The organism is Kribbella sp. NPDC002412 (assembly GCF_053592935.1).
On record NZ_JBSFBL010000066.1, the window covers coordinates 1 to 20002 of the forward strand.

At 70.1% G+C, this 20002-nt stretch carries 19 protein-coding genes; 12 read left to right on the forward strand and 7 right to left on the reverse strand.

The annotated features are described in order from the left end of the window. Positions 1 to 83: 83 nt before the first annotated feature. Positions 84 to 416 (forward strand): hypothetical protein, encoded by a 333-nt coding sequence (locus tag ACWCOV_RS35775; protein ID WP_449833828.1) that lies wholly within the window; start codon positions 84 to 86, stop codon positions 414 to 416. Here ACWCOV_RS35775 and ACWCOV_RS35780 read toward each other — a convergent pair. From ACWCOV_RS35780 to ACWCOV_RS35795, 4 genes are all read right to left on the reverse strand, one after another. Then, a complete protein-coding gene (locus tag ACWCOV_RS35780; protein WP_449833797.1) occupies positions 413 to 991 on the reverse strand; it encodes a dihydrofolate reductase family protein in 579 nt (192 codons plus the stop codon). The two genes, ACWCOV_RS35775 and ACWCOV_RS35780, sit on opposite strands and share 4 nt — an antisense overlap. Positions 992 to 1079: 88 nt before the next feature. Then, complete coding sequence (gene recQ, locus ACWCOV_RS35785) at positions 1080 to 2924, reverse strand: DNA helicase RecQ (RefSeq protein ID WP_449833798.1); 1845 nt, start codon at positions 2922 to 2924, stop codon at positions 1080 to 1082. A gap of 64 nt (positions 2925 to 2988) precedes the next feature. Beyond that, on the reverse strand, positions 2989 to 3420 hold the full coding sequence (locus tag ACWCOV_RS35790; protein ID WP_449833799.1) for a VOC family protein: 432 nt from the start codon (positions 3418 to 3420) through the stop codon (positions 2989 to 2991). Continuing rightward, positions 3417 to 4262, reverse strand: coding sequence for a helix-turn-helix domain-containing protein (locus ACWCOV_RS35795; RefSeq protein ID WP_449833800.1), 846 nt, complete (start codon positions 4260 to 4262; stop codon positions 3417 to 3419). Before ACWCOV_RS35795 ends, ACWCOV_RS35790 begins: the two co-directional genes overlap by 4 nt. Positions 4263 to 4384: 122 nt before the next feature. On the opposite strand from ACWCOV_RS35795, the gene ilvD reads away from it, so the two are divergent. Beyond that, on the forward strand, positions 4385 to 6235 hold the full coding sequence (gene ilvD / locus ACWCOV_RS35800) for a dihydroxy-acid dehydratase (RefSeq protein ID WP_449833801.1): 1851 nt from the start codon (positions 4385 to 4387) through the stop codon (positions 6233 to 6235). Here the strand turns inward: ilvD and ACWCOV_RS35805 are convergent. The 3 genes from ACWCOV_RS35805 to ACWCOV_RS35815 are packed head-to-tail and all read right to left on the reverse strand — an operon-like array spanning position 6232 to position 7490. Continuing rightward, positions 6232 to 6540: a type II toxin-antitoxin system PemK/MazF family toxin gene (locus ACWCOV_RS35805; protein WP_449833802.1), complete on the reverse strand. Its 309-nt coding sequence runs from the start codon at positions 6538 to 6540 to the stop codon at positions 6232 to 6234. The genes ilvD and ACWCOV_RS35805 overlap by 4 nt on opposite strands. Beyond that, positions 6540 to 6782: a ribbon-helix-helix domain-containing protein gene (locus ACWCOV_RS35810; protein WP_449833803.1), complete on the reverse strand. Its 243-nt coding sequence runs from the start codon at positions 6780 to 6782 to the stop codon at positions 6540 to 6542. Before ACWCOV_RS35810 ends, ACWCOV_RS35805 begins: the two co-directional genes overlap by 1 nt. 39 nt (positions 6783 to 6821) lie before the next feature. Continuing rightward, positions 6822 to 7490 (reverse strand): LON peptidase substrate-binding domain-containing protein, encoded by a 669-nt coding sequence (locus ACWCOV_RS35815; RefSeq protein ID WP_449833804.1) that lies wholly within the window; start codon positions 7488 to 7490, stop codon positions 6822 to 6824. Between the two features lie 101 nt (positions 7491 to 7591). Between ACWCOV_RS35815 and hisD the strand changes: the two genes are divergently transcribed. From hisD to cydB, 10 genes are all read left to right on the forward strand, one after another. Beyond that, complete coding sequence (hisD, locus tag ACWCOV_RS35820) at positions 7592 to 8917, forward strand: histidinol dehydrogenase (RefSeq protein WP_449833805.1); 1326 nt, start codon at positions 7592 to 7594, stop codon at positions 8915 to 8917. Further along, entirely contained in the window at positions 8917 to 10035 is a 1119-nt protein-coding gene (locus ACWCOV_RS35825) for a histidinol-phosphate transaminase (protein WP_449833806.1), read from the forward strand. Before hisD ends, ACWCOV_RS35825 begins: the two co-directional genes overlap by 1 nt. Next, complete coding sequence (gene hisB, locus ACWCOV_RS35830; protein ID WP_360528388.1) at positions 10032 to 10631, forward strand: imidazoleglycerol-phosphate dehydratase HisB; 600 nt, start codon at positions 10032 to 10034, stop codon at positions 10629 to 10631. The genes ACWCOV_RS35825 and hisB overlap by 4 nt, the downstream gene beginning before the upstream one ends. A gap of 24 nt (positions 10632 to 10655) precedes the next feature. Continuing rightward, positions 10656 to 11297, forward strand: a complete 642-nt coding sequence (gene hisH / locus ACWCOV_RS35835; RefSeq protein WP_449833807.1) for an imidazole glycerol phosphate synthase subunit HisH — start codon at positions 10656 to 10658, stop codon at positions 11295 to 11297. Between the two features lie 98 nt (positions 11298 to 11395). Further along, complete coding sequence (locus ACWCOV_RS35840; protein ID WP_449833808.1) at positions 11396 to 12805, forward strand: glutamate decarboxylase; 1410 nt, start codon at positions 11396 to 11398, stop codon at positions 12803 to 12805. Positions 12806 to 12832: 27 nt separating this feature from the next. Then, on the forward strand, positions 12833 to 14125 hold the full coding sequence (locus ACWCOV_RS35845) for a DUF2254 domain-containing protein (protein ID WP_449833809.1): 1293 nt from the start codon (positions 12833 to 12835) through the stop codon (positions 14123 to 14125). 43 nt (positions 14126 to 14168) lie between these two features. Continuing rightward, positions 14169 to 15773 (forward strand): thiol reductant ABC exporter subunit CydD, encoded by a 1605-nt coding sequence (gene cydD / locus ACWCOV_RS35850; RefSeq protein ID WP_449833810.1) that lies wholly within the window; start codon positions 14169 to 14171, stop codon positions 15771 to 15773. Beyond that, positions 15770 to 17482, forward strand: coding sequence for a thiol reductant ABC exporter subunit CydC (gene cydC, locus ACWCOV_RS35855; RefSeq protein WP_449833811.1), 1713 nt, complete (start codon positions 15770 to 15772; stop codon positions 17480 to 17482). Before cydD ends, cydC begins: the two co-directional genes overlap by 4 nt. An 81-nt stretch (positions 17483 to 17563) precedes the next feature. Next, a complete protein-coding gene (locus ACWCOV_RS35860) occupies positions 17564 to 18958 on the forward strand; it encodes a cytochrome ubiquinol oxidase subunit I (protein WP_449833812.1) in 1395 nt (464 codons plus the stop codon). 21 nt (positions 18959 to 18979) lie between these two features. After that, positions 18980 to 19963 carry a cytochrome d ubiquinol oxidase subunit II gene (cydB, locus tag ACWCOV_RS35865; RefSeq protein ID WP_449833813.1) on the forward strand — a complete coding sequence of 328 codons (984 nt, stop codon included), beginning with the start codon at positions 18980 to 18982 and terminating at the stop codon, positions 19961 to 19963. The last annotated feature ends 39 nt before the right edge of the window (positions 19964 to 20002 follow it).

Here is a 20002-nt window from a genome sequence, read left to right on the forward strand (position 1 = left end):
GCCCCGGCGGGTCCCTACGGCTCTGGCCCGGACCTGCCCGGCCGGGGTGAGCTGGCTACCTACCGTGCCGCGCGATCGCAAGCCTGTCCGCCGCGAACGCCGGTCTCGCGGCCGACGCGCCGACCGTCGCCCGTTGGGGCTACCAGTTGTACGGCGGCCGCGTGATCCCGGCCAACCAGGTCAGCGAGCTGACCAAGGGCGACGGTGAGTACGGTCTCGGCACGATGTTGTTCACCCAGCGCTTCGGCATCGGTACGGCGGTCGGCCACCGCGGCGCCATGCCCGACTACACCAGCCTGCTGGTCGTGATCCCGGACAAGAAGGTCTCGATCGCCCTCCTCCTTGCCGACGGCAACAAGCAGGTGGACACCGTGATGACCGACCTCACCACAGCCCTCCAGCCCTTGCTCGCCTAGCGACGGACGCGGTACCGGAGGTGGGTGGCCGCAGGGGTGTCGATGACGCGGACGATGTCGAGCTCGATCCGGTCCGGCAGTACGTCGAACAGCCGCCGGCCCTGGCCGAACAGCACCGGAACCTGGTCGATCTGCAGCTCGTCCAGCACGCCGGCCTCGAGGGCCTTCTGGGCCGTGTACGCGCCATGGACCAGCACGTCCTTGTCGCCGGCGGCCGCCTTCGCCTGCGCCATCGCGGCCACGATGTCGGTCTCGAACGTCACCGCCGGGTACTTCGCCGCCACTGCAGGGTCCGCTGAGCGACTGAACACGAACAGCGGCGTGCCGTGGTGGTCGCCGCCGTAATAGTCCACCTGCTCCGCGGTCCGCCGGCCGACCAGGACAGCGCCGGTCGCGTTCAGCTCGTCCCAGATGACTCCGGCCGGACCCTCCGGTCTGCCGAACTCGCCGTCCGGGCGCTCGTACCACTTGTGCAGCCGCATGAAGCCGTCGCCGCCCGGGTTGCCCGGTACGTCGTTCGGGCCCGCGATGAAACCGTCGAGGGACATCGACATCAACAACACCGATGAGGACATGAGCCTGCTCCTTCAGTCCGGCGGCGCGGCCGGTCCGCGCCCCGTACCCTCCCGTCGAAGGAGCTCGAGCGGATTCGACACCGGGCGATCAGTCTTGTTCGTCCAGCGCCGCCAGCACGCCCTCGCCGTACTTGGTGAGCTTGTTCTCGCCGATGCCGCTGATCCGGCCGAGCTCGGTCAGGCTGGTCGGGAGATCGGTCGCGATCTGGCGCAGCGTCGCGTCGTGGAAGATGACGTACGCCGGGACGCCCTGCTCCTTGGCCACACTTGCACGCCAGGCACGCAGCCGCTCGAAGACCGGCGCGGCCTCGGGGGAAAGGTCCGCGGCGGCCTTCTTCGCGCTGGACGACCTGGACGAGCGGGCCGCCCGCTCGGGCTCGCGGCGCATCATCACCTCGCGCCTGCGACCGAGCACCTCGCCGCTCTCCTCGGTGAGCACGAGCGTGCCGTAGTCGCCTTCGACCGCGAGCAACCGTTGCGCGAGCAGCTGCCGGACGACGCCGCGCCACTCCTGGTCCTTCAGCTCGGTGCCGATCCCGTAGACGGTCAGCTGGTCGTGCCGGAACTGCTTGACCTTGTCCGTCTCCTTGCCGAGCAGGATGTCGATCAACTGGCCGGCGCCGAACTTCTGGCCGCGCTCGTGCTGCAGCCGGTAGACCGTCGACAGCAACTTCTGCGCCGCGATCGTGCCGTCCCACGACTCGGGCGGGGTGATGCAGGTGTCGCAGTTCCCACAGGCGTCGCCTTGCTGGCCGAAGTACGCCAGGAGCTGCGACCTGCGGCATTCCACGGTCTCGCACAGCGCCAGCATCGCGTCGAGATGCGAGCTCAGCCGACGGCGATGCGCGAGATCGCCCTCGGACGTGTCGATCATCTTCCGCTGCTGTACGACGTCCTGCAGCCCATAAGCGAGCCACGCCGTCGACGGAAGCCCGTCCCGCCCGGCGCGACCCGTCTCCTGGTAGTAGCCCTCGACCGACTTCGGCAGGTCGAGATGCGCGACGAAACGCACGTCCGGCTTGTCGATCCCCATGCCGAACGCGATCGTCGCGACCACGACCAGGCCGTCCTCCCGCAGGAACCTGGCCTGGTTCGCCGCGCGCGTCCGGCCGTCCAGACCGGCGTGGTACGGGAGGGCCTCGATGCCGTTCCTGGTCAGGAACTCCGCCGTCTTCTCGACGCTGTTGCGGGACAGGCAGTAGACGATGCCGGCGTCACCGGCGTGCTCGGTCCGCAGCAGGTCGAGCAACTGTCGCTGCGGGTTGTCCTTCGGGACGATCCGGTACTGGATGTTCGGCCGGTCGAAGCTCGCGACAAAGTGCTTGGCGTCGGACAGCTTCAGCCGGGTCGCGATCTCCCGGTGCGTCGCCTCGGTCGCCGTCGCGGTCAGCGCGATCCGCGGCACGTCCGGCCAGCGCTCGTGCAACTCCGACAGCATCAGGTAGTCGGGCCGGAAGTCGTGACCCCATTGGGACACGCAGTGTGCCTCGTCGATCGCGAACAGCGCGATCTTGCCCTGGTCCAGCAACCGCACGGTCGCCTCGACCCGGAGCCGCTCGGGCGCCAGGTAGAGCAGGTCCAGCTCACCGGCCAGGAACGCCTGCTCGACCGCGCGCCGCTGCTCGAAGTCCTGGGTGGAGTTCAGAAACCCGGCCCGCACCCCGAGCGCGGTCAGCGCGTCCACCTGGTCCTGCATCAGCGCGATCAGGGGCGAGATCACCACGCCCACCCCGGATCTGACCAGCGCGGGAATCTGGTAGCACAACGACTTCCCGCCGCCGGTCGGCATCAGCACCAGCGCGTCCCCGCCCGCGATCACGGTGTCGATGATGTCGGCCTGCTGACCGCGGAAGGCGTCGTACCCGAACACCCGGCGGAGCACCTCGAGTGCTTCGCCGGCGGATTCGTCCAGGACTGCGGCTGTCTCGGTCACCCGGCGATTCTAGTGACTCCGGGACAACCGATCCCGGACCTCGCGCGCGGGTTGTGGATAACCGCTACCCGGTGACTTCGCCGCGGTACGTGCCGACACTCCAGAGGTTGCCCTCGTGGTCCTTCACCGTGAATCCACGGGACCCGTAGTCCTCGTCCCGCAATCCGCGGACGACGACCGCGCCGGCGGCGATCGCCTTGGCCAGCAACGGATCCGGGTCGCCGTCGACGACGAGGTAGACCGACTGCGGGTGGTCTGCCAGCCAGGAGAAGTCGTCCGGCTGACGCGATCGACCGGCAGAGCTGACCATCACGCCACCACCGGCGGGCCAGGCCAGCTCGGAGTGCGCGATCGATCCTTCGGCGTCACCGGCGTACACGCAGACCTGGGTGAACCCCAGTCCTTCGGTGAGGAACTTCAGGGCCGCCTGGCCGTCGTGGTACACCAGCGTCGGCCAGACCCCGATGACGATCTTGTTCTCGGTTGTGGTGTTCATACCCCCGACTCTGCGGCCGCGCCGGGTGCTACGTCTTGAACGTTTGGGATCAGCTCCTCGGCGATCCACTGCCGCGGCGAGCACCCGGCGATCGTGTTCCACTCGCGGGTCAGATGCGCCTGGTCGGCGTACCCGAGATCGGCGGACAGGTCCGCCAGCCTGGCCTTCGGGTCGCGCCGGAGCCGCCCGACCGCCTGCTCGAACCGCATCACCCGGGCCGCCACCTTCGGCGCCAGCCCGTACTCCATCGTGAAGCGGTCGGTCAGGTACCGGCGGCTCCACCCGACCTCGGCCGCCAGGTCCTGTACGCCGATGCCGCCGGCGGTCTCGCGGAGCCGCCGCCACGCCCAGCCCACCTCGGCGCGCGTCTCCGCGGCCGGTGGCTCGGCCCACTGCTGCAGCAGCATCGTCTCCAGCACGTCGAAGCGGTCGACCCAGGTCGGCGCCGCGCGCAGGCGCTCGGTGAGCACCCGCGCCGGTGCGCCGATGACCTCGTCGAGGCCGACGACGATCGACGCGAGCTCGCCAGGTGGCAGGCCGAACAGTGCGCGCGAGGCGGCCGGCGTGAGGCCGAGCTGGATACCGGACCGGTTGGGCGTCTCGCCGATGTGGACGGCGGTCGAGTGCAGGCCGCCGATCAGAGTGTCGTACTTCTCCACGGCGCAGTCCGGCCAGGCGACGCCGAGCGGATCGTCCAGGGTGATGACGAGCGTGAGGTACTGCGAGGGGAGGCCGCGATGCAGTGGCGGCGGCTCACCGCCGTACGCGTAGCCGCTGATGTCTGCGACGTACGGGCGCAGCGCGGGAGGCACCCGCCGCGAGTGGAGCTCGTAGCCCGTCATGTTCCTCAGGCTAGGGCGAGGGTCCGACAGTTTCGAGCCCGCCAGAATCCGGGACCCGCGTACCGCCATCTGGACGGGCGTGGCACCATCGGATGAGTTGTCCCACACCTAGGAGATATCCCGTGCCTGCTCTGAGGTCCCGCACTGTCACCCACGGCCGCAACATGGCGGGCGCCCGCGCGCTCATGCAGGCCTCCGGGGTCGCCCGGGAGGACTTCGGCAAGCCGATCATCGCGGTGGCGAACAGCTTCACCGAGTTCGTCCCCGGCCACACCCACCTCGCGCCGGTCGGCCGGATCGTGTCCGAGGCCATTCACGCGGCCGGCGGGATCGCGCGCGAGTTCAACACGATCGCCGTCGACGACGGGATCGCGATGGGCCACGGCGGGATGCTCTACAGCCTGCCGTCGCGGGACCTGATCGCGGACTCGGTCGAGTACATGGTCGAGGCGCACTGCGCGGACGCGCTGGTCTGCATCTCGAACTGCGACAAGATCACCCCGGGCATGCTGATGGCCGCGCTGCGGCTGAACATCCCGACCGTGTTCGTCTCCGGCGGCCCGATGGAGGCCGGCCGGGCCACGCTGGTCGACGGGACCGTGCGCAAGCTGGACCTGATCGACGCGATGTCCGAGGCGGTCAACGAGAACATCTCCGACGCAGACATCCTGCGGATCGAGGAGAACGCCTGCCCGACCTGCGGTTCCTGCTCCGGCATGTTCACCGCGAACTCGATGAACTGCCTGACCGAGGCGATCGGGCTGTCGCTGCCCGGCAACGGCTCGGTGCTCGCGACCCACACCGCCCGCCGGGCGCTGTACGAGAAGGCCGGCGAGACCGTCGTACAGATCACCAAGCGGTACTACGACACCGACGACGCGACCGTGCTGCCGCGGTCGATCGCGTCCAAGGAGGCGTTCGGCAACGCGATGGCGCTGGACATCGCGATGGGCGGCTCGACGAACACGATCCTGCACCTGCTCGCGGCCGCCCAGGAGGCCGAGGTCGGCTTCGACCTGGACGACATCAACGCGGTGTCGCGCCGGGTGCCGTGCCTGGCCAAGGTCGCGCCGAACGTGGCGCCGAGCGGGACGTACTACATGGAGGACGTGCACCGGGCCGGCGGCATCCCGGCGATCCTCGGTGAGCTGCACCGGGCCGGGCTGCTGAGCGAGAACGTGACCACCGTGCACAGCGACTCGATCGACGAGTGGCTGAAGACGTGGGACCTGCGCGGCGGCTCGCCGTCGCCGGAGGCGGTCGAGCTGTGGCACGCGGCGCCGGGCTGCAAGCGCTCGGCGACGGCGTTCTCGCAGTCGGAGCGGTGGGACACGTTGGACACCGATGCGGCCAACGGGTGCATCCGCGACCTCGAGCACGCGTACTCGAAGGACGGCGGGCTCGCGGTGCTGAAGGGCAACCTGGCCGTCGACGGCTGCGTCGTGAAGACGGCCGGGGTGGACGAGTCGATCTGGACGTTCCAGGGTCCTGCGGTGGTGTGCGAGTCGCAGGAGGAGGCGGTCGAGAAGATCCTCGCCAAGCAGGTCCAGCCGGGTGACGTCGTGGTGATCCGCTACGAGGGCCCGAAGGGTGGCCCGGGGATGCAGGAGATGCTCTACCCGACGTCGTTCCTGAAGGGCCGCGGCCTGGGCAAGGTCTGCGCGCTGGTCACCGACGGCCGGTTCTCCGGCGGTACGTCGGGACTGTCCATCGGCCACGCCTCACCCGAGGCCGCATCCGGCGGCGCCATCGCCCTGGTCCAGGACGGCGACCAGATCCGCATCGACATCCCCAACCGCTCCATCGACCTGCTCGTGTCCGACGAGGAGCTGGACAGCCGCCGCGCCGCCCTGAACGGCGTGTACGCCCCCAAGAACCGCGACCGCAAGGTCTCCCAGGCCCTCCGCGCCTACGCCGCCATGGCCACCAGCGCCGACAAGGGCGCCGTCCGCGACGTCACCAAGCTGGGCTAGAGCGGACCCTCGAGGTCGAAGGCGAGGGTGATGGCCTCGGCCAGGGCTGGTTCCTGGTCGGGGTGGAGGTAGCCGATCAGGCGGCCCAGTTGGAGCTTGGGGATCGTCTGGATGTTGTCGCAGGAGATCGCGCTGTCGTGGTCGAGGCCGTTGCGGGGGCCGACCGGGACCTCGGTGGACAGGCCGCGGATGGTGCTGGTGATCGGGGCGACCGTCACGTTGGTCAGCCGCGGGCGGATCAGTTCGCGGGTCAGGACCACCACCGGTCGCGGCTTGTCCAGCCGGGCGATGTGGATCGGCCGCATCAGTCGAGATCGCTGAGCACGGTCCCGGACGCGGCGCTGGCCAGGCCGTCCAGGTCGTCCAGATCGTCACCGTCATGCTCGGCGAGGATGGCGAGGTCGCGCGCGGCCAGCTCCCGGCGGCGCTCACGCTCCATCGCCCGGGCGACCACGGTAGCCCGGCTCGACGCCTTGTCGGCCGCCACCAGCTGGTCCATGAACTCCACCAGCTCGTCCGGCAACCGCACGGTGATCTGCTTGCTCATACCAAAACCATACCAACCTGGGATTCAGATCGGTAGGGCTCAGTTCGGGGCCATGGTGGACCAGCTGATGTCGGTGGCCGGGAGCGAGGGGAGGGCGGCGATGGCGGTGAGCTCGGTGTCGAGGAGGCCGACGAGCTGGGCCAGGCGGGACGTGGTGTCGGGGGCCTCCAGGAGCTTCTGGCGGTCCGGGGTGATCAGGGTCATCGCGGCCGACATCAGGTAGGACAGGGTGCTCGGGTCGTCGGGGAGGTCGGCGATGTGCAGGCCGGGGCGGCTGATCTCGGTGACCGCAGCCGCGTACCGCCGGAAGCGGTCGAGCGCGATGGTCGCCGTACCCAAGGGGTCGTCGCCGAGGCTCTCGACCAGCCACTCGACGTCCGCGACCAGGTAGTCGCCGCTGCCGTCCAGCTCCGCGACCTTGAACCGCCGGCTGCCGGTCAGCGTGATCTCGACCGGGCCGTCGTCGTCCGCGTCCAGCGTGATCTCCGAGATCGTGGCCGCGCAGCCGGTGCCGTACAGCGACCGGAACACCCGCTCGCCCAGCTCGTACCCGTCCCGGACGGCGAGCGTGCCGCAGACCAGTTCGCCACCGTTCTCGACCAGGTCGCGGATCACCGCGCGGCCCTGGACGTCGGTGACCGGAATGGGGAGCACCAGCCCGGGGAAGATCACCGTCTCGACAGTGAGCAGCGGCAGGCGGGAGTCCATGCCGACGAGCTTAGTGGTAGCTACCCCCTGATCACGCCTCGTGACAGCCAGCCAGTGGATATGCCGTCAGCGGCCCGGGTCGTCACCACTAGACTGAAGCCATGATTCGCCGCGTCGACCTGCGGGGCCGAGTGGCGGCCGGAGAGGTGCCCGACCTCCAAGCCGAAGTGAACGCCCTCGTCCCCCGAGCCGTGTTCGACGTCGAGAAGGCTCTCGACGTCGTCCGACCGATCTGCCTGGACGTCCGCCATCGCGGACTCGAGGCGATCAGGGAGTACGGCGAGCGGTTCGACCATGTGCGCGTCGAGGACATCCGGGTCCCGGCCGACGCGTTGAAGACCGCCCTCGAGGAGCTCGAGCCCGAGGTGCGCAGCGCGTTCGAGGAGTCGATCCGCCGGGTCCGCGAGGTCAGCCAGGACGAGCTGACCGCCGACGTCGCCTCCGAGCCCGCGCCCGGCGGCCGGGTCACCCAGCGCTTCGTCCCGGTCCAGCGCGTCGGTCTGTACGTCCCGGGCGGCCGTGCCCCGCTGGCGTCCAGCGTCGTGATGAACGTCGTACCGGCGCAGGTCGCCGGCGTACCGTCGCTTGCGGTCGCCTCACCTCCCCAGAAGGAGTTCGGCGGCCTGCCGCACCCGACTGTGCTCGCGGTGTGTGCGCTGCTCGGGATCGAAGAGGTCTACGCGATGGGCGGCGCGCAGGCGATCGCCGGGTTCGCGTACGGCTTCGACGAGTGCAAGAAGGTCAACCTGATCACGGGTCCGGGCAACATCTACGTGGTCGCGGCCAAGCGGTTCCTGCTCGGCGAGGTCGGTATCGACTCCGAGGCCGGACCGACCGAGATCGCGATCCTGGCCGACGACACCGCCGACCCGGCGCACGTCGCCGCCGACCTGATCAGCCAGGCCGAGCACGACCCGATGGCCGCCAGCGTGCTGGTCACGCCGAGCGAGACCCTGGCCGCCAAGGTGGAAGCCGAGTTGCCGGTCCAGGTTGCGAAGACCAAGCACCAGGACCGCGTGACCGAAGCGCTCACCGGTCAGCAGTCGGCCGTCGTACTGGTCGACGACCTGGACCAGGGCACCGCGGTCGTGGACGCGTACGCCGCCGAGCACCTGGAGATCCAGACCGCGGACGCCGAGGAGCGGGCCGGGCTGATCAACAACGCCGGCGCGATCTTCGTCGGCGGCTGGTCGCCGGTCTCCCTGGGCGACTACTGCGCGGGGTCCAACCACGTGCTGCCGACCGCCGGCTGTGCCTGCCACTCGTCCGGCCTGTCCGTGCGCAGCTTCCTGAAGGCCATGCACGTCGTGAACTACTCCCGCGAGGCCCTCCAGGACGTCGCCGATCACGTCGTCACGCTCGCCCACGCCGAGGACCTCCCGGCGCACGGCGCCGCCGTGTCCGTGCGATTCCCGGGGGAGAGCTGATGGGCCGCTTCGACGGGCTGCCGATCCGCGACGAGCTGAAGAGCTTCGAGCCGTACGGCGCCCCGCAACTCGACGTCCCGATCCTGCTCAACGTCAACGAGAACCCGTACCCGCCGAGCGAGGAGACCGTCGCGGACATCACCGCGTCGGTCGCCGTCGCCGCGCGCGGGATGAACCGCTACCCGGACCGCGAGTTCCTCGACCTGCGGGCCGACCTCGCGGCCTACCTGGGCCGTGAGTCCGGGGCGCAGCTCACCGCCGAGCAGGTCTGGGCGGCGAACGGCTCCAACGAGGTCATGCTGCACATCCTGCAGGCCTTCGGCGGCCCGGGGCGGACGGCGCTGTCCTTCGCCCCGACGTACTCGATGTACCCGGAGTACGCGCGGGACACGAACACCGGCTGGGTGACCGGCCGCCGCGCCGAGGACTTCACCCTCGACCAGAGCAAGGCGCTGGCCGCGATCTCCCGGCACCACCCGTCCGTCGTGCTGCTCGCCTCGCCGAACAACCCGACCGGCACGGCGCTGCCGATCGAGGTGGTCGAGGCGATCGCCGCCCGCACCGCCGCGATCGGCGCCGTCCTGGTGGTCGACGAGGCGTACGCCGAGTTCCGCCGGGCCGGGACTCCGAGCGCGGTCACGTTGTTGCCGTCGTACCCGAACCTCGCGGTCGCGCGGACCATGTCGAAGGCGTTCGCGATGGCCGGCGGCCGGGTCGGATACCTTGCCGCGAGCAAGCAGTTGGTGGACGCGCTGCGGATCGTCCGGCTGCCCTACCACCTGTCCGCGGTCACCCAGGCGGTCGCGCGGGCCGCGCTGCGGCACTCCGGCGAGCTGCTCGGCCGGGTCGAGCAGCTGCGGGTCGAGCGGGACGAGACGGTCGACTGGCTGCGGTCGCTCGGCCTGCGCGCGATCGACTCGGACGCGAACTTCGTCCTGTTCGGCACCTTCGCCGACCGGCACGCGGTCTGGCAGTCGCTACTGGACGACGGCGTGCTGATCCGCGAGACCGGCCCGGACGGCTGGCTGCGGGTCTCGATCGGCACCGGCGCCGAGATGGCCGCATTCCGCGCTTCCCTGGAGCGCGTCCTCAAGACAGACATCGGAAGGCAGACATGAGTCGTACGGCGCGGATCGACCGCGAGACGAGTGAGTCCAAGGTCCTGGTCGAGCTGAACCTCGACGGTGAGGGCCGGGCCGACATCTCCACCGGTGTCGGGTTCTACGACCACATGCTCAACGCGCTGGCCAAGCACGCGTTGCTGGACCTGCACGTGAACACCGTCGGCGACCTCGAGATCGACGCCCACCACACCGTCGAGGACACCGCGATCGGGATCGGCCAGGCGCTGAAGGAGGCGCTGGGCGACAAGCGCGGCATCCGCCGGTTCGGCGACGCGACTGTGCCGCTGGACGAGGCGCTCGTGCACTGCACGGTCGACCTGTCCGGCCGGCCGTACTGCGTGCACACCGGCGAGCCGGACGGTCAGGTGTACGCGATCATCGGCGGCGACTACGCCGGTTCGCTGACCCAGCACGTGTTCGAGACGCTCGCGTTCAACGCCGCGATCTGCATCCACATCCGGGTGCTGTCCGGCCGCGACCCGCACCACATCGTCGAGGCCCAGTTCAAGGCGTTCGCCCGGGCGCTGCGCGCGGCGGCCGAGCCGGATCCGCGGCAGCCGGGCATTCCGTCCACCAAGGGCGCCCTGTGAAGGCGGCCCTGTGAAGGCGGCACTGTGAGCAAGAGGGTCGTCCTGCTCGACTACGGCTCGGGCAACATCCGGTCCGGGGAGCGCGCGCTGCAACGCGTCGGCGCGGACGTCACCGTCACCTCGGACTTCGACGAGGCGCTGAACGCCGACGGCCTGCTGGTCCCCGGCGTCGGCGCCTTCGAGGCCTGCATGACCGGGCTCACGGCCGTCCGCGGTGACGTCATCGTCGACCGCAGGCTGACCGGCGGCCGCCCGGTGCTCGGTATCTGCGTCGGGATGCAGATCCTGTTCGCCCGCGGGATCGAGCACGGCGTCGAGACCGAGGGCTGCGAGCAGTGGCCCGGCACGGTCGAGCGCCTGCAGCCGCACAGTGACGAGCCGGTTCCGCACATGGGCTGGAACACCGTCGACGTCCCGGCCGGCACGACGCTGTTCGACGGCATCGAGAAGGAGCGGTTCTACTTCGTCCACTCGTACGGCGTCCGCGCCTGGGAGCTCACCGGCACCCGCGCGTCGGTGACCCCGCTGGTGACCTGGACGACGTACGGCGACGACCGCTTCGTGGCCGCCGTCGAGAACGGCCCGCTGTCGGCGACCCAGTTCCACCCGGAGAAGTCCGGCGACGCCGGCGCCGCCCTGCTCGCCAACTGGGTCCGCTCACTCTGACACCCGCACGGCCGACCGCTTCGCGCCTCATGCGGAGCGGGTGACGACGCCTCCGGCGACCCGGTGTGGGATGGATCGCGGCGGCAAGCCGTGCCGTCGTGATCGAGGGGGTAGCGATGGGTGGGATCAGCAGCACCACGGACCGGGCGGCCGGCGATCTGGCGGTCATGCCACGCTTCACCCGGGACAGCGTCCTGGCGGTCCCGAAGGACCGGATGCCGGATCACGAGATGCTGCCGCAGTCGGCGTACCAGATTGTCCGGGACGAGGTGATGCTGGACGGCAACGCCCGGTTCAACCTGGCCACGTTCGTGACGACGTGGATGGACGACGAGGCGGACCGGCTGTACTCCGAGACGGCCGACAAGAACATGGTCGACAAGGACGAGTACCCCCAGACGGCGGAGATCGAGAGCCGGTGCGTGCTGATGCTCGCCGACCTGTGGAACGCCCCGGACGCGGCCGACGCGGTCGGGACGTCGACGACCGGAAGCTCCGAGGGCTGCATGCTCGGCGGCCTGGCGCTCAAACGGCGCTGGCAGCACGCCCGGCGCGCCGCGGGTCTGCCGGCCGACCGGCCCAACCTCGTGATGGGCCAGAACGTGCAGGTCGTGTGGGAGAAGTTCGCCGAGTACTGGGACGTCGAGCCGCGGTACGTGCCGCTGGAGGGTGACGACCTCTACCTCACCGCCGACCGAGCCCTGCGGTTCGTGGACGAGAACACCATCGGCGTGGTCGTGGTGCTCGGTTCGACGATGGAAGGCAGCTACGAGCCGGTCGCCGAGATCTGCGCCGCCCTGGACGACCTGGAGCAGCGGACCGGACTGTCGGTGCCGGTGCACGTCGACGCCGCGTCCGGTGGCTTCGTGGCTCCCTTCCTGCAGCCTGACCTGGTCTGGGACTTCCGGCTACCGCGGGTGGCCTCGATCCAGGCGTCGGGTCACAAGTACGGGCTGGTCTACCCGGGCGTCGGCTGGGTGCTGTGGCGGCACAGCCAGAACCTGCCCGAGGAACTCGTCTTCAAGGTGAACTACCTCGGCGGAGACATGCCCACGTTCGCGCTGAACTTCTCCCGGCCCGGCGCACAGGTTCTGCTGCAGTACTTCCAGTTCCTGCGACTCGGCCGGGACGGCTACCGGCGCATCCAGCAGACCTGCCAGGACGTCGCCGTCCACCTCAGTGACTCGATCAAGGAGATGCCCGCGTTCGAGCTGGTCTCGGACGGGCGCGACCTGCCGGTGTTCGCGTTCCGGATGGCCGACGGCATCACGAAGTACACGGCGTACGACGTGTCCCGGAAGCTGCGCGAGCGGGGCTGGCTGGTACCGGCGTACACGATGCCGCCGAACCGGGAGGATCTGGTCGTCCTGCGCGTCGTGGTGCGCAACGGGTTCAGTCACGACATGGCCGAACTGTTCCTGCGGGACCTGCGGGTCGCGGTCGAGTGGCTCGACGGCCTGACGGCGGCGATGCCGCAGGAGAAGGCGCCGGCCGGGTTCCACCACTGACCGGTAGTGAGCGGACAGAATCCGGTGATGACCTGGGCAGCCGGCTTCCGGACCCGGCAGTTCGTCCGGCAGAGCCTGTGGGTGGTGCCGCTGGCCGGCGGCGTGATCGGAGCGGTGCTGGCCGATGTCGACCTGTGGATCGAGGGCCGGATCACCTTGCCGCCGGGGTGGTCGTACTCGGCCGGCACCGCGAACAGCGTGTTGTCGGCCGCGGCGGCCGCGATGGTCGGGCTGATCGGCTTCGTGGTCACGATCGGCGTGCTCGTCGTGCAGATGGCGACCGGCACGCTGTCGCCACGCTTCATGCGGCTGTGGTACCGGGATCGGCTGCAGAGGTTCGTGCTCGCGGCGTTCACGGCCACGTTCACCTTCACCTTCGGCCTCCTGCGCCATGTGGAGTCCGACTCGGTGCCTGATCTGGGCATCACCCTCGTCGGAGTGGCCGTCGGCGCCGACCTGATCCTGCTGCTGTTGTACTTCGACCGGTTCGTGCACGCCCTCCGGCCGGTCGCCGTCGCGGCGGCGATGGCCGAGGCCGGAATTGCGATCGACGCCGAGGAGGATGGCCTCACTACGGCTGCCGAGGCCGGCGATGACAGCGACCGGCGCGGTACGCCGGATGCGGGAGTGCCGGCGCCTCGGTCGGGAGCCATCCAGGACATCGACATCGCGGGCCTCGTCCGCTTCGCCGCGGCTCGCGGGCTGGTCTGCGTCGTACCGCACACGATCGGTGACTTCGTCACGGTCGGGAGCGTGCTGATCGAGGTGCACGGGGCGGCGAACGAGACCGACCTACGCCGGTTGGCCTCGATGGTCGCGCTGGGCCGTGAGCGGACGATCGACCAGGACCCTGCGTTCGCACTGCGCATCCTGGTCGACATCGCCATCCGCGCGCTGTCCCCGGCGGTCAACGACCCCACCACGGCGGCTCAGGTGCTCGATCACATCGGCGCCTTCCTGCTCGGGATCGGGTCCTCCGATCGCGCGTTCCGGGGGACCGCCCTGGACGCCACCGGCCGGGTCCGCCTGGTGATCCGGACCCGCGGCTGGGCTGACTACCTCGACCTCGGAGTGACCGAGATCCGCCGGTACGGCGCCACGTCGCCGCAGATCTGCCGGCGGCTGCGGGCGATGCTCGAGGAGCTGCGGGCCGGAGTCCTGCCCGCGCGCCGGGCGGCTGTGCAGGATCAGCTCGACGCCCTGGACCGGGCGACCGACGCGGCGTTCGCCGACCCGTTCGACCGGGCGCTGGCGCGGATGAGCGACCGGCAAGGCCTCGGCACCACCCGGCCCGGCGAGACTTCCGATGCCCGCCGTTGACCCGAGACTGGTCACCCGGACGCGGGCGGTCAGGGGCTTGTTGGTGCGATCCGCCTGCCTCGGGGGCGCGACCGCGGCGTTGGTCGTCGCGCAGGCCTGGCTCCTGGCAGGGCTGCTCTCCAGGTCCCTCCAGACGGGCGCAGGACTCGCCGAGTTGCGGAGTCCACTGCTGGCCCTGCTCGGCGTGGTCATCGCCCGCGCCGCACTCGCCTGGTGGGCAGAGCTGATCGCGTACCGAGCCGGCACGCAGGCCAAGGCGGAGCTGCGGATGTGCCTGCTTCGGCGAGTTGTCGACCTGGGCCCTTCCTGGCTTGCGCGGCACCGAACGGCGGAGCTCGAGACGCTCGCCACCCGCGGCCTGGATGCCCTCGACGGCTACTTCACCCGCTACCTGCCACAGCTGGTGCCGGCGGTCGTCGTGCCCACCGCGGTCATCGCCGCGGCCCTGACTCAGGACGTCGTGGCCGCGGCGATCGTCGCTGTCACGGTTCCCCTGATCCCGCTGTTGATGGCCGTCGTCGGTGCCGGCTCCAGGGCTCAGGCGGCCAAGCGCCTTGCCACGCTCCAGCGTCTTGGTGGCCACTTTCTCGACAGCGTCGCCGGGCTGACGACGCTGAAGGTGTTCGGGCGGGCGCGTTCGCAGGCAGCCCTGGTACGGCGTGCGACCGACGACTTCCGCAGGGAGACCATGGGGACGCTGCGAGTCGCTTTCCTGTCGTCCCTCGTGCTGGAGTTGCTCGCCTCGTTGTCGGTTGCGGTCGTCGCGGTGGCTGTCGGAATCAGGCTCGTCAGCGGCGGTCTCGACCTCTCGACCGGCTTGTTCGTGCTCATCCTCGCTCCTGAGGCCTACCTCCCACTGCGCACGCTCGGTGCGAGCTTCCACGCCGCCACGGACGGCGCCGCCGCGGCGGACCAGGTGTTCACGGTGCTGGACAGCCCGCGTCCGGCCCGGCGTACGGGCTCGAGTGTCCAGCCCTGCGCGTCGGTAGATCTGCGCGTCGACGAGGTGTGTGTCAGCTATCCGGACCGGGCCGGACCGGTGCTCGACCGGGTCAGCCTGTCGATCCGGCCGGATGAGGTGGTGGCGTTGACTGGTCCGAGTGGCTGCGGCAAGTCGACCCTGATCGCCGTACTGCTGGGCTTCGTCGGTGTGGACTCCGGCCAGGTGACCGTCTGCGGGGTCGACCTTGCCGGACTCGATCTCGACTGCTGGCGCCGGACTGTGGCGTGGGTGCCGCAGCGGCCGTACTTGCCGGCCGCGAGCCTGGCCGACAACGTCAGGCTCGGCAGGCCGGACGCTGCCGAGGACGACGTACTACAGGCGATTCGCGACGCTGGGCTGGAACACCTGACCGACCGGCTGCCCCAGGGCCTCGCTACGCTGCTGGGCGAGCGCGGCACCGGTCTGTCCGCGGGGGAGAAGCAGCGCGTCGCCCTGGCGCGCGCGTTCTTGATGGATGCGCCGCTGCTCCTGCTGGACGAACCGACGGCCAACCTGGACGGCGAGACCGAGGCGTCGGTCCTCGATGCGGTCGCTCGATTGACCGTCGGCCGCACTGCCCTGATCGCCGCGCATCGTCCCGGGTTGGTCGCGTTGGCGGACCGGGAGATCCGGCTGGACCGTGCGATGTCGTTGGAGTACCGATGAAATCCGGCGTCACGGCCCGGCTGGCCGCGGCGAGTCTGCTCGGGGCGGGTGGCGCCGCCGCCGGCCTCGGTCTCGCGGCGACCGCGGGCTGGCTGATCGCCCGCGCCTCCGAGCACCCCAACATGGCCGCGCTGGGACTCGCCGTCGTCGGGGTGCGGTTCTTCGGCATCAGTCGCGGGCTGCTCCGGTACGCCGAGCGCCTGGTCGGCCACGATGCGGCCTTCCGGGCCCTGGCCGACGTACGGATGAAGGTCTACGCCGGGCTCGAGCGTCTCGCCCCGGCCGGACTGCCAAGTTTCCGGAGCGGTGATCTGCTGGCCAGGTTCGTCGACGACGTGGATTCACTGCAGGATCTGCTGCTGCGCGTCGTCCCGCCGTACGTCGTTTTCGTCGCCTCCATCGGGTTGACGGCCGGTCTGGTGGGGACCTTGGTACCGACCGCCGGTGTGGTGGTTCTGGTGGCGGCGCTGCTCTGCGCGACCGCCGTTCCCGTCCTCGCCCGGCGACTCGTGCGGCGGTCCGAGGCACGCCAGTCGACGACGCGAGGCGAGCTGTCGACCGCGGTGGTCGACCTGGTCCACGGCGCGCCCGACCTGATCGCCTACGGTGCCGCGAAAGCGCAGCTGCGACGGGCCGAGCGAGCCGACGCCGAGTTGAGCGCAGTGGCCCGCGGGGCTGCTCGCACCGCCGGGACCGGCTCGGGACTCACCACCCTGCTCGCGGGCCTGTGCGGCTGGGGTGTGCTCGTCGCCGGAATCGTTGCCGTCGACAACGGCCAGCTTCCCGGTGTTCTGCTCACCGTCGTCGTCCTGGTCTCGTTGGCCGCATTCGAGCTGGTCACCGCACTGCCGCAGGCCTACGCGACCGTCGAGCGGGTCCGACTGAGCCGCGCCCGGGTAGACGCTCTCCTCGCTGTCGACAGCCCGGTCCGCGAGCCGACGAATCCGGTGCCACTGCCGGCCGCGCCGTACTCGATCCGCCTTCACGATGTGCGGGCCCGCTACCCGTCCGGACGGCTCGCGCTCGACGGAATCGACCTGGAGCTGGCTCCCGGCGATCGCGTTGCGGTGGTCGGCCCCAGCGGGTCGGGTAAGTCCACGCTGGCCGCCGTTCTGCTGCGGTTCCTCGACCTGGAGTCCGGTACGGCGTCGCTGAACGGCGTCCGTCTCGGCGACCTGGAATCGGCGGCGCTCCGGCGCGTGGTCGGGTTGGCCGAGCAGGACGCTCATGTCTTCGACTGGACGATCGGCGACAACCTCCGGGTGGCGCGGCCGGACGCGACCGAGGCCCAGGTCCGGTCCGTCCTGGCGGCAGTCGGGCTGCTGGCCTGGGTCGACGGGCTGCCCAACGGCGTCGCCACCGAAGTCGGCGAGCACGGCACCCGGCTCTCGGGCGGCCAGCGGCAGCGGCTCGTCGTCGCTCGCGCCCTGCTGGCGGACTTTCCGGTGCTGATTCTCGACGAGCCGACCGAGCATCTCGATCCGCGGGCCGCCGACGCGCTGACCGCGAACCTGCTGGCCGCGGCCTCCGGGCGGACCACAGTGCTCATCACCCACCGGCTGAGCGGCCTGGAGGCCGTCGACCGGATCGTGCTGCTGGAAGCGGGCCGGGTGGTCGAGACCGGGACGCACGCGGAGCTGGTCGCGGCGGGGCGGGCGTACGCGCGGATCTGGGCCAGGGAACAAGCAGATCTCATCCAGTACGAGTGATGCCCCGACGGCGACCCGCGCGTGAGCCTGCCGGGAACGACGACTTCCGACGAGGGGTGGTCAGCCCGGGGAAGGGGGGAGATGGACCCGACCGATCTTGCGCGTATCCAGTTCGCCACCACCAGCATCTACCACTTCGTCTTCGTCCCGGTGACGATCGGGCTGGCGTTCCTGGTGGCCGTGCTGCACACCAAGTGGTACCGATCGGGCAAGGAGGACCACAAACGTTTGACCCGGTTCTTCGGCCACCTGCTGCTGATCAACATCGCCGTCGGGGTCGTCACCGGGCTGGTGCAGGAGTTCCAGTTCGGCATGAACTGGTCGGCGTACTCACGGTTCGTCGGCGACGTGTTCGGTGCGCCGCTGGCGATGGAAGGACTGGCGGCGTTCTTCCTGGAGTCGACGTTCCTCGGGTTGTGGATCTTCGGCTGGAACGTGCTGCCCCGGCGGGTCCACCTCGCCACGATCTGGCTGGTCGCCGTCGGCGCCTCGCTCTCGGCCGCGTTCATCATGGCCGCGAACTCGTGGATGCAGCACCCGGTGGGCTACACCACCGACGCCCAGACCGGGCGGCCGCAGCTCAGCTCGATCGGCGACCTGTTCACGAACCCGGTGTTCGTGTGGGGCTACATCCACGTGCTCCTGGCTTCGCTGGTGACCGGAGCCGTGCTGATGCTGGCGGTGTCCGCCTGGCAGCTCAGGCGCCGCGCAGACGGCGGGATCTTCCGCGGGTCGGCCAAGCTCGCGATCATCGCCCTGGTCCCGGCCTCGATCCTGGCGCTGGGGGTCGGCAGCCACCTCGGTGTGGTGGAGGCGGAGTACCAGCCGATGAAGATCTCGGCCGCCGAGGCTCAATGGGACACCTGTCAGCCCTGCTCGTTCTCGCTGTTCCAGATCGGCGGTGGCAAGAACGACGAGACACCGACACAGCTCATCGAGGTACCCCATCTGCTGTCCGTGCTGGCCACCGGAACCTGGAACGGCCAGGTGGAGGGGCTCAACGAGCTGCAAGCGGCGGAAGTCCAGCGGTACGGACCTGGCGAGTACGTGCCGAACGTGTTCGTGCAGTACTGGTCGATGCGGGTGATGGCCTACCTCGGCAGCCTGATCACGCTGCTCGCTCTGTGGGGTGCGTGGCTGCTGTACCGCCGGAAGCTGACGGAGTCGCGGGTGTTCCTCGCGGTGGCGACCTGGTCGGTCCTGGTGCCGTTCGTGATGAACACGGCCGGCTGGATGCTGACGGAGAACGGGCGCCAGCCGTGGCTCGTGCAGGGGCTGATGAAGACCGCGGACGGCGTTTCCTCCTCGGTCAGCACGACCGAGCTGGTGATCAGCATCGCGGTGCTCGTCATCGTCTACGTGCTGCTCGGGATCGTCTACGCCTTCCTGATGCTGCGCTACGCGCGGCGCGGGCTCGAGCTCGAGCATGCCGAGGAACCCCGCCGCGATCCCCGGACGCCGGCGATCACCTATTAGCGAGCGATCCGGGAGGCGACGGTGGGACTACCCGAGCTGTGGTTCGTGATCATCGCGATCCTGTGGACCGGCTTCTTCGTCCTGGAGGGCTTCGACTTCGGTGTCGGCATGTTGCACCGGTTCGTCGGCCGGACCGGACGCGAGCGCCGGGTGGCGATCAACACGGTCGGTCCGTTCTGGGACGGCAACGAGGTCTGGCTGATCGTCGGTGGTGCGGCGATCTTCGCCGCCTTCCCGGACTGGTACGCCAGCTGGTTCTCGGCGGCCTACCTGGCGGTGGTGCTGCTGCTGGTTGCGCTGATCGCGCGGGGCGTGTCCTTCGAGTTCCGCGGCAAGGTCGACACGCACGGCTGGCGCCGGCTGTGGAGCGGCACGCTGATGACGGGGAGCCTGGTGGCACCGCTGGTCCTCGGCACAGCGCTGGGTGACCTGGTCGCCGGCCTTCCGCTCGATGCCGACGGCGAGTTCACCGGCACGTTCTGGGATCTCTTCACACCGTTCGGCGTGTGGACCGGGGTGACGCTCGTGGTCCTCTGCCTCATGAGCGGGGCGACGTTCCTCGGCATCAGGACGACCGATGCGCTGCGTACACAGGCGCACCGCGCCGCTCGGTGGTTCGGCTGGGCGAGCTTCGTCGTGGTCACGGTCTACGCAGTCTGGATCCTGGTCATCTCCGACCACGGCTGGGCGCCGGTCGTGCTGCTGGCGGTCTGCCCAGCGGCGCTGGCGGTCTCCATCTGGGCAGTGCACGCGGCACGGGACGGTACGGCGTTCGTCCTGTCGGCGACGGCGATGGCGTGTGCCGTGGCCGGACTGTTCGCCGCTCTCTACCCCGAGGTGCTGGTGTCCAGCACCGACCCTGCGAACAGCCTCACCGTGACCAACGCGGCGTCCGCCGACTACGCGCTCACGGTGATGAGCGTCGTCGCGTTGATCTTCTTCCCCTTGGTCCTCGCCTACCAGGCCTGGTCGTACGTCGTCTTCCGTCATCGGCTGAGCACGTAGGCCAGGTCATCCGTCAAGGGTGATTCATCTGCACCGCAC